General features: G+C 42.7%; 19 protein-coding genes and 1 pseudogene. 12 read left to right on the top strand and 8 right to left on the bottom strand.

All coding sequences use genetic code 11. The features are described from left to right. Nucleotides 1–85 precede the first annotated feature (85 nt). Entirely contained in the window at nt 86–1,174 is a 1,089-nt protein-coding gene (locus ACYCSE_RS08895) for a substrate-binding domain-containing protein (protein WP_459702063.1), read from the bottom strand. Nucleotides 1,175–1,793: 619 nt separating this feature from the next. Between ACYCSE_RS08895 and ACYCSE_RS08890 the strand changes: the two genes are divergently transcribed. From ACYCSE_RS08890 to ACYCSE_RS08865, 6 genes are all read left to right on the top strand, one after another. Next, nucleotides 1,794–3,407: a xylulokinase gene (locus ACYCSE_RS08890; RefSeq protein ID WP_459702062.1), complete on the top strand. Its 1,614-nt coding sequence runs from the start codon at nt 1,794–1,796 to the stop codon at nt 3,405–3,407. A 1-nt stretch (nt 3,408) separates the two neighbouring features. Beyond that, the gene (locus ACYCSE_RS08885; protein WP_459702061.1) at nt 3,409–4,104 is read left to right on the top strand and encodes an L-ribulose-5-phosphate 4-epimerase; all 696 of its coding nucleotides are present in this window, start codon (nt 3,409–3,411) and stop codon (nt 4,102–4,104) included. 34 nt (nt 4,105–4,138) lie between these two features. Further along, nucleotides 4,139–5,563 carry an L-arabinose isomerase gene (gene araA, locus ACYCSE_RS08880; RefSeq protein WP_459702496.1) on the top strand — a complete coding sequence of 475 codons (1,425 nt, stop codon included), beginning with the start codon at nt 4,139–4,141 and terminating at the stop codon, nt 5,561–5,563. 171 nt (nt 5,564–5,734) lie between these two features. Beyond that, nucleotides 5,735–6,613 carry a P-loop NTPase family protein gene (locus tag ACYCSE_RS08875; RefSeq protein ID WP_459702060.1) on the top strand — a complete coding sequence of 293 codons (879 nt, stop codon included), beginning with the start codon at nt 5,735–5,737 and terminating at the stop codon, nt 6,611–6,613. Between the two features lie 361 nt (nt 6,614–6,974). Then, nucleotides 6,975–8,474, top strand: a complete 1,500-nt coding sequence (locus ACYCSE_RS08870) for a malate:quinone oxidoreductase (RefSeq protein WP_459702059.1) — start codon at nt 6,975–6,977, stop codon at nt 8,472–8,474. A gap of 294 nt (nt 8,475–8,768) precedes the next feature. After that, the gene (locus ACYCSE_RS08865; RefSeq protein ID WP_231109433.1) at nt 8,769–8,909 is read left to right on the top strand and encodes a Rossmann-fold NAD(P)-binding domain-containing protein; all 141 of its coding nucleotides are present in this window, start codon (nt 8,769–8,771) and stop codon (nt 8,907–8,909) included. Between the two features lie 60 nt (nt 8,910–8,969). Here ACYCSE_RS08865 and ACYCSE_RS08860 read toward each other — a convergent pair. Next, nucleotides 8,970–9,715: pseudogene (locus ACYCSE_RS08860) on the bottom strand (SDR family oxidoreductase). Nucleotides 9,716–9,900: 185 nt separating this feature from the next. Between ACYCSE_RS08860 and ACYCSE_RS08855 the strand changes: the two are divergent. Then, nucleotides 9,901–10,824, top strand: a complete 924-nt coding sequence (locus ACYCSE_RS08855) for an AraC family transcriptional regulator (protein WP_459702058.1) — start codon at nt 9,901–9,903, stop codon at nt 10,822–10,824. Between the two features lie 67 nt (nt 10,825–10,891). On the opposite strand, the gene ACYCSE_RS08850 is transcribed toward ACYCSE_RS08855, so the two are convergent. After that, entirely contained in the window at nt 10,892–11,167 is a 276-nt protein-coding gene (locus ACYCSE_RS08850) for a hypothetical protein (protein WP_459702057.1), read from the bottom strand. A gap of 64 nt (nt 11,168–11,231) precedes the next feature. Continuing rightward, nucleotides 11,232–11,675, bottom strand: coding sequence for a MerR family transcriptional regulator (locus ACYCSE_RS08845; RefSeq protein WP_459702056.1), 444 nt, complete (start codon nt 11,673–11,675; stop codon nt 11,232–11,234). Nucleotides 11,676–11,862: 187 nt separating this feature from the next. On the opposite strand from ACYCSE_RS08845, the gene ACYCSE_RS08840 reads away from it, so the two are divergent. After that, on the top strand, nt 11,863–12,438 hold the full coding sequence (locus tag ACYCSE_RS08840; RefSeq protein ID WP_459702055.1) for a histidine phosphatase family protein: 576 nt from the start codon (nt 11,863–11,865) through the stop codon (nt 12,436–12,438). 91 nt (nt 12,439–12,529) lie between these two features. Here the strand turns inward: ACYCSE_RS08840 and ACYCSE_RS08835 are convergent, their stop codons facing one another. Together ACYCSE_RS08835 and ACYCSE_RS08830 are read right to left on the bottom strand one after the other, a co-directional pair. Next, nucleotides 12,530–13,597 carry a DUF4367 domain-containing protein gene (locus ACYCSE_RS08835; RefSeq protein WP_459702054.1) on the bottom strand — a complete coding sequence of 356 codons (1,068 nt, stop codon included), beginning with the start codon at nt 13,595–13,597 and terminating at the stop codon, nt 12,530–12,532. Next, complete coding sequence (locus tag ACYCSE_RS08830; protein WP_061829755.1) at nt 13,558–14,148, bottom strand: RNA polymerase sigma factor; 591 nt, start codon at nt 14,146–14,148, stop codon at nt 13,558–13,560. The genes ACYCSE_RS08835 and ACYCSE_RS08830 overlap by 40 nt, the downstream gene beginning before the upstream one ends. 253 nt (nt 14,149–14,401) lie before the next feature. Between ACYCSE_RS08830 and ACYCSE_RS08825 the strand changes: the two genes are divergently transcribed. Next, entirely contained in the window at nt 14,402–14,797 is a 396-nt protein-coding gene (locus ACYCSE_RS08825) for a hypothetical protein (RefSeq protein WP_459702052.1), read from the top strand. 13 nt (nt 14,798–14,810) lie between these two features. Here the strand turns inward: ACYCSE_RS08825 and ACYCSE_RS08820 are convergent, their stop codons facing one another. Beyond that, a complete protein-coding gene (locus ACYCSE_RS08820; protein WP_235306776.1) occupies nt 14,811–16,256 on the bottom strand; it encodes a DEAD/DEAH box helicase in 1,446 nt (481 codons plus the stop codon). Nucleotides 16,257–16,726: 470 nt separating this feature from the next. On the opposite strand from ACYCSE_RS08820, the gene ACYCSE_RS08815 reads away from it, so the two are divergent. The 3 genes from ACYCSE_RS08815 to ACYCSE_RS08805 all read left to right on the top strand — a co-directional run bounded on the left by ACYCSE_RS08815 (nt 16,727) and on the right by ACYCSE_RS08805 (nt 18,846). After that, nucleotides 16,727–17,683: an endo-1,4-beta-xylanase gene (locus ACYCSE_RS08815; protein ID WP_160788349.1), complete on the top strand. Its 957-nt coding sequence runs from the start codon at nt 16,727–16,729 to the stop codon at nt 17,681–17,683. A gap of 240 nt (nt 17,684–17,923) precedes the next feature. Further along, nucleotides 17,924–18,475, top strand: a complete 552-nt coding sequence (locus tag ACYCSE_RS08810) for a TetR/AcrR family transcriptional regulator (protein WP_069290723.1) — start codon at nt 17,924–17,926, stop codon at nt 18,473–18,475. Next, entirely contained in the window at nt 18,475–18,846 is a 372-nt protein-coding gene (locus ACYCSE_RS08805) for a DMT family transporter (protein ID WP_069290722.1), read from the top strand. The genes ACYCSE_RS08810 and ACYCSE_RS08805 overlap by 1 nt, the downstream gene beginning before the upstream one ends. A 42-nt stretch (nt 18,847–18,888) precedes the next feature. Here the strand turns inward: ACYCSE_RS08805 and gnd are convergent, their stop codons facing one another. Further along, nucleotides 18,889–20,292: a decarboxylating NADP(+)-dependent phosphogluconate dehydrogenase gene (gene gnd / locus ACYCSE_RS08800; protein WP_069290721.1), complete on the bottom strand. Its 1,404-nt coding sequence runs from the start codon at nt 20,290–20,292 to the stop codon at nt 18,889–18,891. Nucleotides 20,293–20,372 lie beyond the last annotated feature (80 nt).

Raw genomic sequence — 20,372 nt, 5'->3', positions numbered from 1 at the left:
ATTAGGCACTAGGTGCCTAGTGTTCAATGGTAATATCGTTTTTGGGTGTGTCCATTTGATTGTTTACAATGAATGTTGGACCCCTTCACTTCAGTTTCTTCTTTACCGTCTCTCCTTCAATTAACACAGGTTGATAATAGGTGTGGTTGCGTAGATCTTTCTTCCCTTGCAGTTTCTTAATAACCCAATCGGCGGCATCACGTCCCATTTGTTCCTGTGGGTGTGTTAATGTCGTTAGTTTGATGTTTGCATTCTTGGAAATATAGGAATTATCTTGACCAATAATGGATATGTCTTCAGGAACAGATATACCAAGTTGTCTGCATACATGTACAACTTCTAATCCTACCTCGTCGTTATAGCAGACAATTGCGGATAACCCGTCTCTTTGTTCGGTTAGGAATTTTTTTAAGTTGGTGGACAGGTCTTGCTTCGTCTCTGTATAGAATGAGAGCACTTGCTCTGGGTAAAACCGTAATTTGGCTTCTCCAAGCGCCTTGATATAGCCCTTCATTCGATGCTTTCCTTGTAAATCGTCCATTTTGGCAATGATACCAATGTGTGTGTGTCCGTTAGCAATCAATTCTTTTGTTGCCAGATAGCTGGACTGTACGTCATCGAGACAAAAGAAGGGAACTTCCAACTCTTCATAATAAGCATTAATCATGATGAACGGAACTTCCTGCTCCTTGAACGTCAGATAATAAGAGATATTGGGATTATATAGATTGCTCTTCGTAGGCTCAATGATCAAGCCATCCACACCAAAGGACAACATCATCTCCAAAGCTTTCTTTTCTTGTGCGACATCATTATTTGTACTAGCTAATAGCAATGAATAATTATCTTCATTCAATCTGGCTTCAATCCCGCGAATAATAGAAGGGAAGATGTAATCGGAAATGTAGGTTGTGATGACTCCGATGGTTTTATTACTGGAATTCCCGCCGTTTTTTGATCGAAATTGGTTACTGACATAAGTGCCCGATCCTTTTTCACTTCTTAAAAAACCCTCGTTGGATAGTTCTAAAATTGCCTTACGTACCGTCTGGCGGCTAACTTTATACATATCCTGCAAAGCCGATTCCGTTGGAATTTGTTCTCCTACGCTGTATGCTCCTGATAGAATGTTGCTCTTTATATCCTCAAGGATGACCTGATACTTTGGTTTCACTTTATTCCTTCTTTCCTGGTTGTCCTAATACTAATTTACCTACCCATAATATTTGTATGTACATATCTTAGCATAATTATGAACTATTATAATCCATAGCCTAACATGCATAAATACTGAAGGCCAAGTGGGGCAAGTTGTACCCAATGGAGATGCGGTCCTGGGTTTGCCAACGATGTTTTATATCAGAAGCTGCTTTAAGCCCATATTACGTTATTGTCACACACCTAATAAACCTAAAAGGCGAAAAAAGGTTGAACAGATTTTATCTTGCTCAACCTACATTCATAAATACAAATTGCTATTAACAAAAACTGAAAAAACAGTGGTAGGCATTTGTATAATATGCTTTTCAAAGAGCGGAATTGCTAATCACCGCTTTAACACAAGTGGCAAGAATACTTCGTCCACAATCTCAGCAATCGTCTGACACCTCTCCTCGGTCAACGGCTCGCTGTAGCACTAATAATCGGTCCATGAGAATATTTGTAGGTATAACTATGTATTCACGTTGACAAATGTACGAACAAAAAATATACTAAGGTTGTAAATTAAAGAAAGCGCCTTCTTTCAATTATTGCGATTATAACAGTTGTTCAGAGAGAGGAGTAACGTGAGCATGGATCAAGACATTAAACAAGCGATTACTAAGGGAGAAACCTCACTTGGTATCGAATTTGGATCCACACGTATCAAGGCAGTGCTGATTGATCATCATTTTGAAACCATCGCATCTGGAAGCTATGAGTGGGAAAATCTCTTGGTGGACGGATATTGGACGTACAACTTAGAGAGTATTATTACGGGTCTGCAAGAGGCTTATAGTGAAATGAAGCAAGAGGTTGAACAAAAATATGGGATCACCCTTCGTACCGTTGGTTCTATAGGATTCTCTGCAATGATGCACGGCTATATGGCTTTTGACAGCAAGGGTGAGTTGCTTGTTCCGTTCCGGACTTGGCGGAATGCGACAACCAGTGCCGCAGCAAAAGTGTTAACTGATAAATTCCAATTCAACATCCCTGAGCGATGGAGTATTGCTCACCTGTATCAAGCTATATTGAACGAAGAGCAACATGTCCCTCAGATTGATTTTATGACGACGTTAGCTGGATATATTCACTGGCTGCTGACTGGAAATAAGGCTATTGGCGTCGGGGATGCTTCGGGCATATTCCCAATTGATGAGACTACACATGATTATAACGAATCGATGGTTAAGCAGTTTGACGAACTCATTGCAGCCAAAGGTTACGATTGGAAGCTAGAAGGAATTCTCCCTAAAGTTTATATGTCAGGCGAGCAGGCAGGTGTACTAACCGCCGTGGGAGCTAAAATCTTAGATAAATCCGAAGATTTACAACCAGGTATTCCGCTTTGTCCTCCAGAAGGTGATGCGGGAACAGGGATGGTCGCTACGAATAGTGTGAGAAAACGGACGGGCAACGTCTCTGTGGGAACCTCGGTTTTTGCCATGCTTGTATTAGAGAAGGACCTTTCAGCGGTATATCCGGAAATTGATCTGGTGACTACACCGAATGGTAATCCGGTCGGAATGGTTCATGCCAACAACTGTTCAAGTGATATCAATGCTTGGCTGGGATTGTTCCGTGAATTCTCTGAGGCAATGGGGCAAAAGGCGGATCCGAATCAATTGTTCAGTGTGCTGCTGAACAAGGCTTTGGAAGCAGATCCAGATGGCGGCGGTTTACTCAGCTATGGCTATTTGTCAGGGGAGAATATCACCGGAATAGAGAAAGGCCGGCCATTGTTTGTCCGCTCTCCTGAAAGCCGTTTCAATTTGGCCAATTTCATGCGGACTCATCTATTCACTGCGTTTGCTGCTTTGAAAATCGGAATGGATATTTTGACAAAGAAAGAAAATGTCGCAATTGACAGCATTCTGGCTCACGGTGGCTTATTTAAAACCCCTATCGTCGGACAAAAAATTGTTGCGGCTGCCATGAATGTCCCGGTATCCGTGATGTCAACAGCTGGAGAAGGTGGGGCGTGGGGGATTGCTATTCTGGCTTCTTACATGATGAACAAGGATCAACAAGAAAGTCTGGAAGACTTCCTCGACCAAAAAGTATTTAGAGATGCTGAGGGGCAAGAAATTTCTCCCGACAGTTCCGACGTTAAGGGATTTGAAGCATTCATGGAACGCTACACACAAGGCCTGGCGATTGAACAGGCTGCTGTAGATAATCTAGTGGAAAACTGGAGGAATTGACGTGTTAGAGCAACTGAAAGAAGAAGTATATCAAGCCAATCTGGATTTGCCTAAACATGGACTCGTGAAATACACCTGGGGTAACGTAAGCGCTGTTGATCGTGAAAGCCGCTTATTCGTTATCAAACCTAGTGGTGTTAGTTATGACACGATGAAACCTAGCAATATGGTGGTTGTTGATTTTGATGGCAATGTTGTTGAAGGAGAGATGAGACCTTCATCAGATACACCGACTCACGCCGTACTTTATAAGCATTATGCAGAGATCGGCGGTATTGTACACACGCATTCGACTTGGGCGACCATTTGGGCTCAAGCAGGCTTGGATGTACCTGTAATGGGTACTACTCATGCAGACACCTTCTATGGTTCTGTTCCTTGTGCCCGTTTCTTGACGCAAGAGGAGATTGATCGTGGTTACGAAGCGGAAACCGGCCGTGTCATCATCGAAACTTTTGAGCAGCGCGGGCTGGATATTTTAGCAGTGCCGGGTGTTCTGCTTAAGGGTCATGCTCCCTTCACTTGGGGCAAAGATGCAAAATCGGCAGTCATGAATAGCGTCGTGTTGGAAGAAGTTTCGAAAATGAATTTATTCGCACGAGAATTGAACCATTTTGCTGAAGAATTGCCGCAACGCATTCTAGATAAACACTATTTACGCAAACATGGGAAAGACGCGTACTACGGGCAAAAGTAATATAAATTAAAAAATTAAGAAAAGAGGATGAATGATGTCAACAGTAGGTACAAAACAGTTCTGGTTTGTCGTAGGTTCACAACATCTGTATGGAGAAGAAGCATTAGCAGAAGTTAAAGCACACGCACAAGAAATGACCGATGCCTTAAATAAGAGTGGCGTTCTGCCTTATCCGCTTGTATTGCAGGATCTGGCGGTTAGTGCAGACAAAATCACCAATCTCATGAAAGAAGTCAACTATCGTGACGAGGTTGCTGGTGTCATCACTTGGATGCATACCTTCTCACCTGCAAAAATGTGGATTCGTGGTACTAAATTGCTGCAAAAGCCGCTACTTCATTTGGCTACACAGTTCAATGAAAGCATTCCTTGGGCTACGATTGACATGGACTTCATGAACCTCAATCAGGCAGCTCATGGTGACCGTGAATATGGATTTATCAATGCCCGTCTGAAGAAACAAAATAAAGTGGTTGTAGGGTACTGGGAACGTGCGGAAGTGCAGAAGCAAATCGCAGAGTGGATGGATGTAGCGGTTGCTTATAACGAAAGCTTCAATATCAAAGTTGCCCGCTTTGGCGACAACATGCGTAACGTTGGCGTTACGGAAGGTGATAAGGTCGAAGCTCAAATTCAATTTGGATGGACCGTTGACTACTTCGGAATTGGCGACCTTGTTCAGTACGTCAATGCTGTGAAAGAAGAAGAGATTGATGCTTTGTTCGCGGAATACTCCGAACTCTATGAATTTGATTATGGTACTTATAGCAAGGAAGCTTGGGAAGCCAGTGTAAGAGTGCAAGCAAGCTATGAAATTGCCCTTAAACGGTTCCTGGATCATGGCGGCTATACTGCCTTCACTACGAACTTCGAAGACCTCTATGGTATGAAACAACTTCCTGGTCTTGCCGTTCAACGTTTGATGGCACAAGGATACGGCTTCGCCGGTGAAGGAGATTGGAAGACTGCAGCGCTCGATCGTCTGCTTAAAGTCATGAGCCATAACCAATCCACTGGCTTTATGGAAGACTACACCTATGAATTAGCGGCTGGTCAGGAATCGATCCTTCAATCGCATATGCTTGAAGTTGATCCAACGTTGGCAAGCAACAAGCCTAAAATCATCGTTTCTCCGTTAGGTATCGGCGATCGTGAAGATCCAGCTCGTCTGGTGTTTGACGGCAAGGCAGGAGACGGTGTAGTTGTTTCCATGGCTGACTTTGGCACGCATTATAAACTGTTGATCAATGAGGTTGCTGCATTTGAACCGACAGTTCCTGCTCCAAATCTTCCAGTGGCCCGTGTACTGTGGAATGTGAAGCCAAACTTCCAAGATGGGGTTAAAGCATGGATTGAGAACGGCGGTGGTCACCATACCGTGGTTTCCTTGAATCTAACCACAGACCAAATTGTTACTTATGCAAAACTGGTTAACCTGGAATACGTAATTATTAAGTAACTAGAAGATAGTCATCTACTAAAAGCATTGGGTCAGTCCTCAGGACCCAGTGCTTTTTATTAGTTTTCTAAGAATGTCGAGATATGGGAAGGTTCCTAAGCTATCTGGCGTTATAACGGGATAATTGGTTTCTCCTTAAGGTAATCATTTAATTCATAAGGATGTGATACTATGGCCAATTTACCAGCTACGAAAACGAAACTGGTTATCGTTGAAGGTATACCTGGCTCTGGCAAATCCACATTATCTAGACACATACATGACATGTTAAACACACATCAAATAGAATCGGAATTATTTTTAGAAGGGAACTTACGACATCCCGCTGATTATGAATCGGTTGCATGTATGCCGAACGAAGAACTTGATCGGCTCCGATCTATCTATTCTGAGGTGTTTCATTACATTGATCCGTTTGTATCTGTGAATGGCAACGACTCTTTAATCGCATATGCACTTGCGCAGCAATCAGCTCCAAATGGAATCCCTTCTAGTTTGTATGAGGAAATCCAGCGTTATGAAATTTACGATGGAGTACCCGTAGAAAAGCACTGCGAGTTGATGATTCAACGTTGGAAGTCTTTTGTTAAAGATCAGCGAGAAAAAGAAAAGTTGATAATACTCGAATGCTGTTTTTTACAGAACCCAGGGTGTGCATTACTTGCCCGGCATGATGCTGGAGAAGATCGTTTTACTCAGCATGTATTACAGATTGCGGAGCAAATTCAGGAGTTAAATCCAATTTTGTTCTATTTGAAGCAACCGAATGTGCATGAGACGATTGAGCGTGTTAAAACAATGAGATCTCAAGAATGGTTAGATTTCGCGATTTGGTACCATACGGAGCAAGATTATGGAAAGAACAAGGGGCTTTACGGATATGAGGGATATATTCAGTTCCTTGAACATCGACGAGAGCTAGAATTACAAATTATTGAGCAACTCCCTTTTCAATCGTTTATTATGAATAACTCCGATTATGATTGGGAGAATCAACAACAGACCGTTTTGAATATCATAATGAAGTATTTATTAGGGTCTATCCCGTAAAGACATATTTTACCGAATTATTCATATACATGGACTATTGATTCAATCATTGGAAATTTGATACTCTACATCATTTGCTTCTAAACGCTTTTTTGGTGTCTGTTATGACTGCTAGTAAGTGAAGCCCAAATAATACAGCGTGTTGAGATCCATTCTTATTATTTCTGCAAAGAAAATTCTCACTTTTTAGCAGAAATGATTTATAATTATCAGATAATAGACAATATAATTTTTAAAAGATTATATTTTAGTTATAATAGAGACAGAAAAGATATGTTCCTGAGTGGAGCCTTGCTTCTTGTATCACCTAAGCAGGAGGGCCTGCTCTTTTTTGCAAATATAAGAGATAAGGAAGGTTTTTATGAATAGCATTCAGAAAAAAACAGACATTATCTTAATCGGTGCCGGAGTCATGAGCGCGACTCTGGGATCATTGCTGAAAGAGTTAGCACCAGAATGGGAAATCAAAGTGTTTGAGAAACTCGCAAACGCGGGAGAAGAAAGCTCTAACGAATGGAATAATGCAGGTACAGGCCATGCTGCACTGTGCGAACTGAACTATACATCCGAGAAGGCTGACGGATCTATAGATATTCGTAAAGCTGTAGACATTAATGAGCAGTTTCAGCTTTCAAGACAGTTTTGGTCTTTTCTTGTAAACAGCAATTTGATTCGTAATCCACAGGACTTTATCAAACCAATACCTCATATGAGTTTGGTAACAGGAGAGAAAAATGTATCTTTTTTGAAAAAAAGGTTTAAAGCGCTTTCAACTATTTCTCTGTTTCAAGGCATGGAATTTTCCGACGACCCTGAAAAGCTGAAGGAATGGATTCCGCTGATTATGGAAGGCCGTACATTGAATGAACCCATCGCGGCAACCAAAATCGACTCTGGAACAGATGTCAACTTTGGTGCTTTAACACGCATGTTGTTTGAGCATTTAAAAAGTAAAAACGTCGAGATCAATTACAAACATAGTGTAAAGGATATTAAACGTGCGAGCGACGGCTCGTGGAAAGTCAAAGTCCATAACCTGGACAACGGTAAAATCGAATACCATAATGCCAAATTTGTCTTTATCGGTGGTGGGGGTGGAAGTTTACCTTTGCTACAAAGAACCGGTATTCCTGAGTCCAAATATATCGGGGGATTCCCGGTAAGTGGACTATTTATGGTATGTAACAATCCTAAGGTTGTCGCCCAGCATCATGCAAAAGTATATGGTAAAGCTAAGGTTGGTGCTCCTCCCATGTCTGTTCCGCATCTGGATACAAGATATATCGGTAACCAAAAAGCACTGCTATTTGGACCGTTTGCCGGCTTCTCACCGAAGTTCTTGAAAACGGGCTCAAATTTGGATTTGATCGGTTCTGTAAAACCCAATAATCTCATCACGATGTTGGCCGCAGGCGCAAAAGAGATGGCATTGACCAAATATCTGATCCAGCAAGTAATGTTATCGAATGAAAAGCGTCTGGAAGAATTACGCGAGTTTATTCCGAACGCCAAAATCGAGGACTGGGAGATCGTGGTAGCAGGCCAACGTGTGCAGGTGATCAAAGATACGGAGGGTGGAAAAGGAACACTTCAATTTGGTACGGAAGTGGTTAGTGCCGCTGATGGTTCGGTAGCTGCACTGCTCGGCGCTTCTCCGGGTGCTTCTACTGCTGTTCACGTTATGCTGGAAGTATTGGAAAAATGCTTCCCACAACATATGGAAGAGTGGGAACCAAAAATCAAAGAGATGATTCCTTCTTATGGGGTGTCACTAGCGGAAAACCCAGAGCTTTACCAAGAAATTTACAATTCCACAACGGAGGTGCTGGGTCTGGGCGAAAAAGAACCGCTTCATCGTTAATTTTTGCATGGCTGGTAACTGGATCATCCCACTACTTTTTAATAAAATGTACAGTAATCTTACGATATATTTTAAAGTCGAATAAGCAATAATACCAAGCGGCGGGAAGGAAGTCCCCACCGCTAAAATGCTTGCTTAACAATACAAAATTTTGCAATCCTTAGGGTGGAAATAATTATTTAACGACCGTTCCCAATATGATAGGATGAAGCCAGACAGAAAAGAAAGCAGCCCTATAGGCTCTATTCAGTTCCAGTTGTCCAATGAACTGGTGCAGCGGATTGCTACCCCGGCTTGGTTAAAACGCAGATGGGCGGGGAAAAGGCAGAGCTGTCGGTGGAGGATGGAGCGAAAACGGCGGTCCGACTGGCGACCCTCTCGGAGGATGGTCCAACGGGCGGATTCTATTACATGGATGAACAGCTTCCATGGTAAAGCTTTATGCTAAATAGATAGGGATGCACTCACAAGAGGAGGTGCCCCTATCTATTTATATTACATTTGTGCGGTTGGACGGATTACGATTTCGTTCACATCAATATCGGCCGGTTGTTCAATTGCGAATCCAATTGCACGGGCTACCGCGTCAGGTGTCATGGCTAGTTTATCCCGAATGGCAGCGAGTTGATCTCTCAATGCTGGATTGGTCATACCCTCCGTGAAATTCGTCTGCACAATACCAGGCGAAATGATGGTCACGCGCAGCTTGTCGCCAGCCTCCTGGCGCAATCCCTCTGAGATGGCGCGCACGGCGAACTTCGTACCGGAGTAGACCGACTGGTTCGGCACAGTCTTATGTCCTGCTACAGAAGCGATGTTCACGAAATGTCCGGAACCCTGCTTGCGAAAAATAGGCAACGCTGCGGCTATACCGTACAAAACGCCTTTAATGTTGACATCAATCATATCCTCCCAGTCCTCGACACACAGATCTTCGAGAGGGGAAATAGGCATAACGCCAGCGTTGCTGACGAGAACATCCAGCTTCCCGTACTTTCGCAAGCCAAATTAACGAGATTGCACAGATCCTCGCGCCGTCTCACGTCAGTGCGTGCATAAACAGCTTCGCCACCTCCATTGGAAATGCGTGTCGCCAGCGCTTCAAGGCGCTCCGCTCCGCGTGCTCCAAGTACGACTTTTGCTCCACGCTCGGCAAGCAACAGTGCTGTTGCTTCTCCAATTCCGCTGCTTGCACCTGTAATCACGACGACTTTGTTCTCTATTCTTCCTTCCAAATGCATAGCCCAATCCTTCTTCCTTTGATCTATTTGCCTTAGGCCCTCTGTTGGCCTTGCAAGTAAATTTTAAGTAGAATTCGATTGAGACAGGTAGACCGATCAAGTCCAATTCTTGCCTAATCCTATTCGGCGCGCATATAATTAGCACATCAATATTAGCGTTCAACGGAAAGGAAGGTGAAGCATGAATGATTTCGTCTCCTCCCCCCTCTGATATTTCTACGAATCTACAAGAACTGATTCATCTAATTGATCAACATGCGTCTTCGGATGGTACGTTTGTCTCGTCTGTGCCAGGACTTTATTTCAGACGTGCAAGCCATGTGTCCGAGCTGAATCATACGGTCCATATGCCCTCCCTGTACGTGGTTGCACAAGGCTCAAAGACAGCAATGCTGGCTGGAGAAAACTATGTGTACGATCCAACAACCTACATGGTCACATCAGTTCAACTTCCCGTAATTGGTAAAATAACTCAAGCCTCGTCGGAGCTTCCTTATCTAAGTCTTCAATTATCCATTAGTCCAGACGTCATCCTGGACATTATCAAGAAGAGTCCTCCTCAAGGTACCGTAAAGACTGGACGCGGCATACTAGTGAGCCAATTTGACCCTCTGCTGCTTGATGCGCTGCTTCGGCTTGTCAGACTTTCGGATACGCCTGCGGATATTCAGTTTCTTGCGCCGCTTATCACGCACGAGATCCTTTATCGTGTATTACAAGGTGAGCAGGGGGCTTTAATCAGGCAATTTGCCGTAGTTGGTAGCTATGCACATAGCATCTCCCAAGCGATCCATCTGATAACCCGCGATTACTCTAAGCCTCTTGTGATTGAAGAATTGGCGAAGGAAGTAAACATGAGCCCTTCTTCCTTACACAAGCATTTTAAAAAGGTAACGGCTATAAGTCCTCTGCAGTATCAGAAGGCCATTCGACTGCAGACTGCACGCCGCTTGCTGCTCTCGGAGGGATTGGAAGCGGCCAATGCAGGCTTTCGCGTTGGCTATGAGAGCCCTTCGCAGTTCAGCCGAGAATATGGACGCATGTTTGGGCGTCCACCGATGAGTGATGTTAAACATTTGCGCAATTCCCTTAGTGTCTCAGTTGATTGAGAGATTCTTCGGGTGATCTGGAGGAGGCCCAGAGCAAGTTGTCTTTGGTCTGGTCAAAGAGGATATATCACACCAACGGAAGTTCGTCGAGCCGTTCGTAAATCAACAATCCTTTCTCTTTCGCAACCCTTACCATTTCATCGGCACCCTGAGAGGGTCCTCCAACCCGAAGCACGGCGTTACAGTAATCAAGCAGGCGAATGGAAGACGGGTGAAAGATTTTGTTAAAGGTCTTGTCTCCCAGAGCAGTGGAACCGGATGTCGCGATAAGGGACAAAGCATACCACTCTCCCAGCACCGGCATGTGACCAGCCTCGTAAACTTGAAGAGCAATTTCATTCATGTAGTTGACGTTCTTCTCAGACCTGGGGATTCGTACTGTACTTGTCGTAAAGATGTATTCGCGTTTACAGACGGTTCGCCGTCCGATATTGTTCCCCCCAATTTTGCTCACTCTGCACGGTTTGGATAACATCCGCCAAATGGTTCCAATCGGAGCCATAGGCCGACATTTCCATAGCATCTCGTATTGCATGCACTACGTGCTCCGTATGGGCGATTTTCTTTTGTAAAACATCGAGTTGTGCTTGCAACGAATGTCTGATCTCTCCGTTGGATGGCGATTCTGCATCTAAAATGTCCATTATTTTTTGAAGCGATAACCCTAGATACTTCAACATCTGAATTCGCTGTAATCTTTCCATATCTTTCATGTTGTACAGTCTTATGGATCCAGTGCGATGACTTCCTGGACTCAGAAGTCCAATTTGATCGTAATATCGCAATGTCCTGACCGTTATCCCTGTACGTTTGGCAAGCTGTCCTGTCGTCAGACAGTTCTCTTTTTCCATCCATTGCTCACATCCAATTGATTGCTCTAGCATGTCGTTCTCAGTCAGTATAGCAAATGACGTAACGTCACCTTCAAGAAAAATTTATGCAATAAGAAAAGAGAAAACTATCCTAGCAAAAGGTGACTTGGTAGTGAGTCACGAATATCATGTAATAAAAATTCATCAGCTCTTCATGGAGGATACTATGAAAACTTTCATTTACATGGTGAGACATGGCGAATCACCGAAGACGGAAGGAAATGAAAGAACAAGAGGTTTGACTGATAAAGGCAAGTCAGATGCTTTTCAAATAACTGAATTATTAAGAGAAGAGGGGATCGAGGTTTTCGTTTCAAGTCCATATCAACGGGCAATCCTAACCATTCAAGAATTAGCTCAATGCTCAGGACAAGAAGTTTTAATATTCGAGGATCTTAAAGAAAGAATTTTTTCTAGTGAAGACAACCGAATGCCCGATGATGAATTATTCCCTTTGTTAGATAAGTCATTTTCTGATCCCAACTTTTCTTTAACGGGAGGAGAGTCTAATGCAGTTTGTCAGAACCGAAGTATAACGGTCTTAAAGGAATTGTTAAAAATCTACCGAGGACGGAAAGTCGCATTAGGCACTCATGGAGCTGTGATGACTTTAATGATGGGGTATTATGACAAGCAGTACGATTTGGATTTTTTACTACACACATCCAAACCAGACGTATACAGAATGGAATTCAATGATCAGGAATTAGTTGAGGTAAAAAGATTGTGGAACATGCCGTAATAGTTTGTGAGGAAAAGGTATAAGGACTATTCTCCAAAAAGAGACCACCCTTAAAAAAGGATGGTCTCTCTTCAAAGCTTTTCTTTTATAGCTATTGCGGTGAACCGTTAAGCAAATCTTCGGCTATTTTTACCAGGTCTTCTTTGCTCAGCGGGCTGTCCTGGTTATCAGATATGTTGTAGTGTAAACGCCTTTTTTCATCGAGCCATCCCAGTCGATTTTTCCCTACCTCCAAGGGCGTGCTTGTTTCGCTTGCCCTGATGTAATAGGCCTTGGTTCCTTTGATCATCAGTTCCTCAGCCGAATCCTGTTCATTTTGCATCACGGTCGTCTTTGTGACTTCGGGAGCGTACTTGGTGACGGTGATGTTTACATAGTCATTTCCTCTTGCATACCGGGCAAAGGTGAAGTCTGACTTGCCCCAGCTCAGCTTTTGAATAAACAGATTTTCACCTTTCGGTGCGGCCTTGGCCTGTTGCATCAGTTTATCCGTTAAAGCCCGATATTCCTCTTTGTTCATCATCCCAGGATATGCAGCGACTGGATAGACGTATCCGAAATCAAATCGGTAGTCATTCGGCAGATGAGTAGGATTGTGGAATAGTGGGGCTTCTGTACGCTTGATTTCATCCTGCAGACTGCTGAAGCTAGAAAGTTCAGTCGGTTTGTATGCAAACAGGACAGGATTAGACGAATTTCTTGGATTCATAGAATCGTCTTTAACGTAATAGGCGGCATACTCTCCAGGCTGTAGACGGTCTCTCACCTTTTCGTTCCACTGTGTGTAGGTGGTTGTATACGTTTGGGAAGCGTCCGTTTCGGCAGGTGTTTTGGCGGTATTTAATACGACATCGCCTTTGCCGTTACGTAATTCCAGATATTGCGAAGCGGCGTACCCAGTCACAGAGGCGCCTAATACAAAAAGTAAGATCATAATAGGAGCGGTGATGCGCGGTTGAAGACGCATTTTTACGATGAGTCCCTTTTTGGGTTTCGCCTTTTGGTAGACCTGTTCCATCACTTTGTCAGAGACGTCAAAGGCTTGTATTTTTAAGACGTTCTCTGGCTCCGTCAACAAGTCCATATTTTTAAAGCCTTTGTCTTTCAGGTCGGTGTATTTCAGACCTTGTTCCTGAGTTCTGTCTTGTAATTCACGCATTTTGGGTCCTCCTTTATGGGCTCCATCATTTTTTTGAGCTTTGTTTTTGTTCTGCCGTATTTTTTCTTGATAGCTTCCTCGCTTTTGTTCATAATTTCCCCGATTTCTCCAAACGATTTTTCTTCAAAAATGCGTAGCACCAGCAGGTTTCGTTCTTCTGCATTCAGTTGGCCCAATGCCCGGCTTAGCGGTTCACTGAAAAGCTGACGTTCCATAACCTGCGCGGCGCTGTCTGAAGTCATGTTAGTTGAGGTAAACAAATTAATTCTAAATTTGCGTTGCAGATTCTTCCGGCGAATCAGGTTCAGGCAGTGATGATAAGCCATTTTATACAACCAGGAAGAAAACCCCATAGTCGGCTTGTACATATTAATTTTCTCAAAAGCTTTGACCAAAATATCCTGCACGGCTTCTTCTGCTTCATGCTCACTTCCTAACAGCCGCCAGCAATACACAAAAATCTGACGCTGATGCTCCTTCACAATGTAGGCGTAATCCTGGATCTCGCCAGCTTGGACCCGTTTAATTCTATATTCGATTTCCTCATTCAAAGATTTAGGCACCCCCTCGGATTAAAAAGAAAACTATATCTGTATAACAAATGAAGAGGAACCAAAGGGACATCTTTTCTAAAATTTTTTAAGTATTAAATCAACCCTCTAAGAGAATACGATAAAGCAGAACAATTATCACCAACGTTGTTGATTTCATAGAGCTTGTATTTTTATTGTGGAAATAAATAGAATAATAAATATACCTATCAAAAAATTAAAAAATAATTGTAAAGAAAAAAGGGGATGGGAAATGAAGTTTTATGATAATAGGGGAGTCCAGATGGTGGTTGCACTTTTATATCCTGTTATAACATTTGTTATATTAAGTAATGGTCATAAGATAGGTTCATGGACTGTTCCGGCCATTATTGCAATTTTGTTTTGTCTGTTATGGAAAAATACTTTTTATGTAATCATCTCTAATGTCTTGGTGTGGATTATATCCGTACCTATGTGGTGGCTGCTAGTTGAACGTGTGAAAACAGACCAGGGCGCTGAAATTTTCATTTCGTCATTACCATTCATTATATTGTTATACATATTTGCTGTATTGATTAAACAATCAAGAGATAAACTCGGCAATCCCGCCCGTATAGCTAACGAAAACCATCGGCTATGCTGGGCGGGATTGCCTCACCCTCTTTAATGCAGCGTATCTTCTACTTATTCCCTTTGCGTACTTTTAACAGCTTACCCTTTACGGTTGTATTCTTCATAATCTCGAGCACCAGTGGACCTTTACCATTCAGAATTTCAACATCTGTCGCATAATCCAGAATCGTAATAATCCCGATATCATCTGCGGTGACCCCATCAAGCTTAGCGATGGTCCCCACGAAGTCGACAGCTCTAAGTTTTTTCTTCTTACCGCCGTTAAAATTCAGCTTCATAATCTGTTGGTTTAATTGCTCGCGCTTATCTTTTTTGAGTGCGGTTTTTACATGCAGTTTCTGCTCAAAATCTTCTCTACGGAGGTCAACAGCCTCTTCTGAGGGAGCCTTTACCTGCGGAATCGCGAACCCAATATATGCTTCAATATCAGCTAATCTTCGGCCATCCTTAGGAGTGATGAGGGAAATGGCTTTACCCGTTTTGCCAGCACGTCCCGTACGTCCTGTGCGGTGAACATAGCTTTCCTTCTCAAGGGGAATATCGTAGTTAATGACATGGGTGATATTCGTGATATCAATTCCTCTGGCGGCAACATCTGTCGCGATCAAGTAACGGAATTGACCCCTTCTAAATGCATTCATTACCTCAAATCGCTCGTCTTGCTCCATGCCACCATGAATGCGATCACATGGATATTCAAGATCAGCCAATGCTCTGAATAATGTATCTACATTCTCCTGCGTACGACAGAAAATAATGCAGCTGTCAGGATTCTCAACAATCAGCAGATCTTGCAGTAGTGCCAGCTTGTCTGACTCCTTCACCTGAATAAGAGAGTGATCAATTGTAGCGGTCGTTATACCGGTTGCTTTTATTTCAATTTCAACAGGATCGTTCATATACTTGTGTGACAGTCTGGCTACATCCTCAGGAAAAGTAGCGGAGAATAACATGGTAACCCGGTCACTAGGCAGGGCCTGAATGATCGACTGAACTTGCTCGATAAAGCCCATATTCAGCATCTCGTCAGCTTCATCAATCACGAGGTAGGCCATTCGATCTAACGATAGCGTGCCTCGTTCAATATGGTCCAGTACACGTCCTGGCGTACCTACAGCCATATGTGTTCTTTGTTTTAACTCGGCCTTTTGGATATGAAAAGGATGTTTTCCATAAAGGGGCGTCGCTTTTATCCGCTTAAAGCGTCCAATATTCGTGATGTCCTCGGTGACCTGTAATGCAAGTTCACGGGTTGGCGTCAGAATTAAAGCTTGGGGCTTATTCTCATTCCAATCTACTAGCTCACAAAGTGGAATACCATATGCTGCTGTTTTGCCGCTACCAGTTTGCGATTTGGCGACAAGGTCCTTCTTCTCAAGCGCAACAGGAATAACTTCCGTTTGAATCTCTGTTGGCGTCTCATAGCCCAAGCTATTCAGCGCTCTTACAATTTCTTCACTTAATGCGTAATCTGTAAAATGCTTCTGACTCATTTTCAACCTCTTCTGCGCTGTATTTGAATACCATTACATATATAATGTCATCGTGTATCGAACTTATACTCATATAGTATACTCTATATCCAGGTTCACTCTAATACATATCAGCGGTTTACAATTTCATACAGAATTAATCTTTTCGTCTTGCTGTTTTCCAGTAAGGCAACTATACAAGAGTACCATGTCAGTAACCTTCCCCCCTCGGGATGTCCATCGTTTCGATTTAAAAGGAGGGGGATTAAAATGAAGCTTTGTCGTTTGATACGAGGCTAGATTTTAACCGAAACGATGTGTTAAAGGAGCACCAGGGTGTTCAGTCACCCCGCAATGATGTAAAGTTTTTCGGGTAAAATCTTTACTTTTACATGTAGCGGACAATAACCTTTCATTCTTATAATTGGAAATGTAAGCGATTTATTTAGAGGTAAGAATATTAAAAACTATACGTATGAGGAGGAGATTTTATGTCGAAATTTAAAGTGGGCAAGTTGGTAAGCAGCTTGGCGTTGGCGGGTGTGTTGTTATCATCAGTTCTGATAAACCCGGCTAGTGCCAGTATGGCGAACGGTGGCAAATTCCTCGGGAATATCATTGCTGGAAGTGTCCCTGCAAGTTTCGGAACATACTGGAACCAGGTGACGCCAGAGAATTCGACCAAATGGGGGTCGGTTGAAGGCAGCCGTAACAACATGAACTGGTCGCAGGCGGATACCGCCTACAATTATGCCCGTAACAATGGCTTCCCGTTCAAGTTCCATACATTGGTATGGGGTGCTCAGGAGCCAGGTTGGATTAGCGGACTGTCGGCTGCTGATCAGAAGGCGGAAGTGACCCAGTGGATTAAAGCAGCAGGTCAACGCTATCCGAATGCGGAGTTTATAGATGTGGTGAATGAGCCCCTGCATCAGAAGCCATCCTTCCGCAATGCCATAGGCGGTGACGGGTCGACCGGATGGGATTGGGTCATATGGTCGTTCCAACAGGCAAGACAAGCCTTTCCAAATGCCAAGCTGATGATTAATGAATATGGAATTATCAACGATCCCTCGTTAACCGACCAATATGTCAATATTATTAATCAGCTCAAGAGCAGAGGCCTGATTGACGGAATTGGTATTCAGTGCCACCAGTTTAGCATGGACACTGTTTCAGTTAACACAATGAACACTGTACTGAACAAGCTGGCGGCAACAGGATTGCCAATCTATGTGTCGGAACTGGATATAACTGGAGATGACAACACCCAGCTTGCCAGATACAAGGAGAAATTTCCGGTATTATGGAAGCATTCTGCGGTGAAGGGAGTTACGCTCTGGGGGTATATCCAGGGACAAACTTGGAAGCCGAACACACATCTGCTGAATTCTAACGGCACGGAACGTCCCGCGCTCCAATGGCTGAGACAATATGTGCAGAGTTAAACTATAGGTGGCACTTAAAACCCAACAGATACGAACTTTTGCCAAATGTCTGGGCTGGGTAGATGTTTATTTGACGAAGTCTTGGCTGAAATGTTATACGCCCAAGGCTTCTTTTTATTTAGCTTAAACCTAACGTATCAAAACCTAATCCAACTCAATTAGGCTTACATACCCAATCCATAACTTTAACCCACTTGAAATAAAACCGTCTGGACGGTATAGTAAAGAGGGGTGATCAATATGAATACAACTAAAAAAGCATTAAAAAGAGAATTAATTCTTAAAGCGGCCTCGATGATTGTGCACGAAGAAGGAGTAGAGAAATTAACGTTAGAAGCGGTGGCTAAGAAAGCGGGAATAAGTAAAGGAGGATTGCTTTACCATTTTCCGAATAAAGATGAATTGATTTTGGGAATGGTTGAACAACTATCGACCAGCTTTGTCTCCGAATTTAATGAGAGAGCAGAAAACGATATGCATTCCAAAGGAAGATGGACTCGCGCGTATATGAATACATCATTTTCTGGCGATCGGAATGCAAGTGACCTGTATACCGCTCTCTCAGCAGCACAGTTTACGAACCCTCACATGCTAAAATTACTTCAGGACGAGTATGAGAATATCCAAAATAAAATTGAAAACGACGAATTGGACCCCGTTCGTTCCACGATAGTCCGATTAGCTATAGACGGTTTGTGGTTTGCTGAAATGTTTGGGCTTGCTCCTCCCAATGAAGAAATGAGGCAAAAAATGATGGAAGAATTGAAAACATATATAAAGGAGAATGAATAATGGCTTATCTTTTCTTGGCAATCTCTATTGTTGGTGAACTTGTTGGAACTTCAATGCTTAAAGCTTCAGAAGGTTTCACCAGACTGTATCCGACTCTATTCACAATTGTGGCGTTCGTGATCTCTTTCTTCTTTATCTCCTTATCCCTTAAGACGCTCCCCTTAAATATGACTTATGCCATCTGGTCAGGTGTAGGAGCTGTTGCTACAACGCTTATTTCAGTATTGATTTGGAAAGAAAAAATCAATACAGGAAGTATCGCAGGTATTGCTTTAATTGTTATTGGCGTGGTGGTACTGAACCTATTTGGTGCAGGACATGGTGAGGCAAAAGGAACAACAGAAGCAACGAGTTCAATCGTTCAAAAATGAGATGAAATAGTATAGACACTGGAGATTTACTATCACTATCGATCACTGCCAGTTTGTGTGAAAGGACCCTGCTGCATCACTTCGTTCATAAGTATGGGCACCAAAATAATCCCTTTGTGCTTGCAAAAGGTTAGCATTCGAAATGCCTGTCCGGTAACTATCATAATAAGTAAGTGAAGCACTTAAACATGGAAACGAAGTGCCAGAATTAATACCCTCACAGACAACTTTTCGTAATCCTTTTTGATACTCTTTAACTTTTTCAGCAAAATACGGGGCGATTAACAGATTAGCCAAATTCGGCTGTTCTTGATATGTTTCGCTTATTACGTTTAAGAATTCAGCACGAATGATGCAACCACCACGGAAAATAAGGGCTATATCCTTTAAAGGTAAATTCCATCCGTAAAGTTCAGAAGTCATTTTATATTGTATAAATCCTTGCGCGTAGGCACAAATCTTACCCATATAAAAAGCTTGTCTAATGTACTCAATCCACACATCTTTATCTAAACTTCGCTGATCAATCCCTGGTCCTGTTAGAATATTTTCTGCATAAACTCGTTCTTCTTTTAAAGAGGAGATGTAACGGGCAAACAATGACTCTGTAATAATGGATGATGGGATCCCATTGTCAATTGCTTGAATGCTTGTCCATTTACCTGTGCCCTTTTGCCCTGTTTTATCAAGAATCACATCGATTAGTGGTAAGCCTGTTACATCATCCTTTTTCCGTAAAATCTCTGCGGTGATTTGGATTAAATAACTTTTCAGTTCCCCTTGATTCCATATTTCAAAGATATCAGCAATTTCATTCACAGATAAACGTAACCTTTTTCTTAAAAATGTATAGGTTTCTGCGATTAATTGCATATCTGCGTACTCGATTCCGTTATGTACCATTTTTACAAAGTGACCGGAACCTTTTGGACCCATATAAACACAACAAGGGTCTCCGTCCACGTGGGCCGCTATTTTTGTTAGAATAGAAGCTGCTTTTTCATATACGTTTTTATCTCCACCAGGCATGATCGAAGGTCCATTTAAAGCCCCAACTTCGCCGCCGGAAATACCGATTCCTAAATAACCGATTCCTTTTGACTTCAATTCATCATATCTACGTTCCGTATCTTTGTAATGGGAGTTACCACCGTCCATGATCACATCGCCTGCTTCAAGGAAGGGTACTAATGTACCTATTACCGAATCGACCGGTTTGCCCGCTGTTACCATAAGGAAGATTTTCCTTGGAGTTTTTAAGGAGTAAACAAAATTTTGAATTTCGTAGTAGGGATGGATGGAGTGACCTTCACTTTTTTTAACAAGATCATCCGTTAAATCCCTCGTATAATTATAGACAGCGACTTGCTCACCCTTACCAGCCATATTTAAAGCGATATTACGGCCCATTACCCCTAAACCAATGACACCAATTGTGTTGGACATTTTTTCTGCTCCTTTTATTTGAAATGAATAGGCCGTAGATCCTCACTTATAGGCTTAGAAGATTCTAAGAAAAATAAGTG

It is taken from the genome of Paenibacillus sp. SEL1 (genome assembly GCF_054602535.1).
Note: the sequence above shows the minus strand (reverse complement) of the source record. Positions and strands in the feature narration are given on the sequence as shown.

Excerpts from the sequence above, each read along its gene's own strand:
- ACYCSE_RS08890 (WP_459702062.1), top strand. The coding sequence starts at position 1,794 with ATGGATCAAGACATTAAACAAGCGATTACTAAGGGAGAAACCTCACTT.
- araA (WP_459702496.1), top strand. The coding sequence starts at position 4,139 with ATGTCAACAGTAGGTACAAAACAGTTCTGGTTTGTCGTAGGTTCACAA.
- ACYCSE_RS08875 (WP_459702060.1), top strand. The coding sequence starts at position 5,735 with ATGGCCAATTTACCAGCTACGAAAACGAAACTGGTTATCGTTGAAGGT.
- ACYCSE_RS08870 (WP_459702059.1), top strand. The coding sequence starts at position 6,975 with ATGAATAGCATTCAGAAAAAAACAGACATTATCTTAATCGGTGCCGGA.
- ACYCSE_RS08855 (WP_459702058.1), top strand. The coding sequence starts at position 9,901 with ATGATTTCGTCTCCTCCCCCCTCTGATATTTCTACGAATCTACAAGAA.
- ACYCSE_RS08850 (WP_459702057.1), bottom strand. The coding sequence starts at position 11,167 with ATGAATGAAATTGCTCTTCAAGTTTACGAGGCTGGTCACATGCCGGTG.
- ACYCSE_RS08845 (WP_459702056.1), bottom strand. The coding sequence starts at position 11,675 with ATGGAAAAAGAGAACTGTCTGACGACAGGACAGCTTGCCAAACGTACA.
- ACYCSE_RS08840 (WP_459702055.1), top strand. The coding sequence starts at position 11,863 with ATGAAAACTTTCATTTACATGGTGAGACATGGCGAATCACCGAAGACG.
- ACYCSE_RS08835 (WP_459702054.1), bottom strand. The coding sequence starts at position 13,597 with ATGCGTGAATTACAAGACAGAACTCAGGAACAAGGTCTGAAATACACC.
- ACYCSE_RS08825 (WP_459702052.1), top strand. The coding sequence starts at position 14,402 with ATGAAGTTTTATGATAATAGGGGAGTCCAGATGGTGGTTGCACTTTTA.
- ACYCSE_RS08820 (WP_235306776.1), bottom strand. The coding sequence starts at position 16,256 with ATGAGTCAGAAGCATTTTACAGATTACGCATTAAGTGAAGAAATTGTA.
- ACYCSE_RS08815 (WP_160788349.1), top strand. The coding sequence starts at position 16,727 with ATGTCGAAATTTAAAGTGGGCAAGTTGGTAAGCAGCTTGGCGTTGGCG.
- ACYCSE_RS08810 (WP_069290723.1), top strand. The coding sequence starts at position 17,924 with ATGAATACAACTAAAAAAGCATTAAAAAGAGAATTAATTCTTAAAGCG.
- ACYCSE_RS08805 (WP_069290722.1), top strand. The coding sequence starts at position 18,475 with ATGGCTTATCTTTTCTTGGCAATCTCTATTGTTGGTGAACTTGTTGGA.
- gnd (WP_069290721.1), bottom strand. The coding sequence starts at position 20,292 with ATGTCCAACACAATTGGTGTCATTGGTTTAGGGGTAATGGGCCGTAAT.